Source organism: Mesorhizobium sp. 128a, from assembly GCF_053848025.1.
Window position 1 is genome coordinate 1 of the sequence record NZ_JBSPKY010000062.1, and the last position, 2654, is coordinate 2654.

Consider the following 2654-nt stretch of genomic DNA (forward strand, 5'->3'; position numbering starts at 1 on the left):
TGCGGCGCGGCGATCAACGTGAGAGAGCAGCGTCAATCAGGATGAGAATGCCGGCGGCTTGAGGCGCAGGGAGGGCGTAGCCCGACCGGAGTTTCAAGTCGCCGGTGGCGCTCGTTTTGGGGCGTCGTCTGGTGATCGCGGCCGACCGGTATGCCGGTGGTTTTTCCGATTGGAGGAATCACTTTGTGCCCGGCCGCCACGTAACCGATCACCAGATGAGGCTTTTCATGAAGTTCCGTAAGACCCATACGACGGCCGTCGCGGCGGCGAAGGCGTCGATCAGCACAGCCACGGCCTATCGCATCGAGAATGATACGAGGCTGCCTTCGCAGAAGAAGACGCCGCGGGATCGTCGGCGGCCCGATCCGCTTGCCGATATTTTCGACACCGAGATCGTACCTCTGCTGCGGGCCGCATCCGGCATCCGGTCGGTCGCCATCTTCGAGGAGATGCTGCGGCGCCATCCCGAACTGGGCGCCGGCATTCGCCGCACGATCGAGCGCCGCGTCCGATCCTGGCGCGCTGTGCACGGCGAGGAGCAGGAGGTCATCTTCCGGCAGGTGCACGAACCCGGCCGGGTCGGCCTGTCGGACTTTACCGACATGGGCGGCGCTGGCGTCACGATCGCCGGCGCGTTGCTCGACCACCGCCTCTACCATTTCCGGCTCGCCTATTCCGGCTTCGAGCATGCCCATGTCGTGCTCGGCGGCGAGAGCTTCGTGGCCCTCGCCGAAGGCCTGCAGAACGCGCTCTGGTCGCTCGGCGGGGTTCCTCGTGAACATCGCTCGGACAGTCTGTCGGCTGCGTTCCGGAATCTGGACAAGGATGCCCGCGCGGACGTGACGCGCCGCTACGAGGAACTCATCGCCCATTACGGCATGACCGCCACCCGCAACAATGCCGGCATCGCACACGAGAACGGCTCCATCGAAGGTCCACACGGCCATCTCAAACGGGCACTCGACGACGCGCTGCTGATGAGGGGATCAACCGATTTCGACGATCTCGCCGCCTACCGCCGCTTCGTCGACGAGATCGTCAGCCGCTGCAATGCGCGTAATTCCAAGCGCATCGACATCGAGCACGCCGAACTCCAGGACCTGCCCGTCCGGCGCACATGCGACTATGAGGAGGTCTCCGTGCGCGTCACCTCCTCGGGCGGCTTCACGCTACGCAAGGTGTTCTACACCGTGCCCTCGCGGCTGATCGGTCATCGTCTCAGGGTGCGCCTCTTCGACGATCGGCTGGACATCTTCATCGGAGGCACGCCCTTGATGACGCTGCCCCGCGGTCGCGCGTCTCGATCCGGCAAGCACGATCAGGTCGTCGACTACCGCCATGTCATCCATTCGCTGCGCCGCAAACCGATGGCGCTTTTGAATCTCGTCTATCGCGATCGGCTCTTTCCGCGCGAGGCATACCGACGAACTTTCGACATGCTCATCGATCGTCTGCCCGAGCGGCAGGCCTGCCGCACCATGGTCGAACTCCTTGCCATGGCTCACGAACGCTGCTGCGAGAGCGAACTGGCCGATCAGTTAAACCTCTCGCTCAAGGCACGACGGTTGCCCGACATGACCGCCTTGCGGCAACGCTTCGCGCCAGATCCCTCCCGGCTACCGAACGTCGTCGTGCGCCTTGGCCCGCTGAACGCATATGAGACCCTGATCGGCGCCGGCCCCGAACTCAAGATGGCCGGAGACGCGGCATGAAGACCAACACCGCCATCGATGCCGCGAGGCTTAGCCTGCTCCTCAACGAATTGCGCCTGCCCGCCATCAAACTCATGTGGCCGCAGTTTGCCGAACAGGCCGACAAGGAAGGCTGGCCCGCCGGGCGCTTCCTCGCCGCTATCACCGAACACGAGCTGGCCGAACGCGATCGACGCCGCATCGAGCGCCATCTCGCCGAAGCCCACCTGTTGCCGGGAAAGACCCTCGATACGTTCGAGTTCGAGGCCGTGCCGATGATCTCCAAGGCGCAGGTGATGGCGATCACCGCCGGCGACAGCTGGCTCGAGAAGGGAGCGAACCTGCTGCTGTTCGGTCCGCCTGGCGGCGGAAAGAGCCATCTCGCCTCCGCCATCGGGCTCGCCCTCATCGAGAACGGATGGCGGGTCATGTTCACCCGCACCACCGACCTCGTCCAGAAGCTGCAGGTCGCACGCCGCGAACTCGGCCTTGAAGCCGCCATCAACCGGCTCGACCGCTTCCACCTGTTGGTCCTTGACGATCTCGCCTACGTCACCAAGGACCAGGCCGAGACCAGCGTGCTGTTCGAGCTCATCAGCGCCCGCTACGAGCGACGCTCCATGCTCATCACCGCCAACCAGCCCTTCGGCGAATGGGGCAAGGTCTTCCCGGATCCCGCCATGACTCTCGCCGCTGTTGACCGCCTCGTCCATCACGCGACAATCTTCGAGATGAATGTCGAGAGCTATCGGCGGCGCGAGGCGATCGAGCGAAAGCGCGGACCGGGCCGGCCGGCCTCATATGCGACATCCGCGAACGTCGCCCCTGATTGACGCGCTCCGCGACAATCAGATCCACAAACCTCTTGCGCGCGACAATCAATGCCGCGATCATCACCACCGCCGCGACACTAGATTCTCATCCAGATTGACGCGCTCCTCTCTCCCGGTTTGTCGCGCTATA

2 protein-coding genes are annotated in these 2654 nt (G+C 64.2%); both read left to right on the forward strand.

The annotated features are described in order from the left end of the window. Window positions 1-185 precede the first annotated feature (185 nt). A complete protein-coding gene (istA, locus tag ACWTU9_RS32990; RefSeq protein ID WP_455861979.1) occupies window positions 186-1712 on the forward strand; it encodes an IS21 family transposase in 1527 nt (508 codons plus the stop codon). Then, a complete protein-coding gene (istB, locus tag ACWTU9_RS32995; RefSeq protein ID WP_455861980.1) occupies window positions 1709-2524 on the forward strand; it encodes an IS21-like element helper ATPase IstB in 816 nt (271 codons plus the stop codon). The genes istA and istB overlap by 4 nt, the downstream gene beginning before the upstream one ends. Window positions 2525-2654 lie beyond the last annotated feature (130 nt).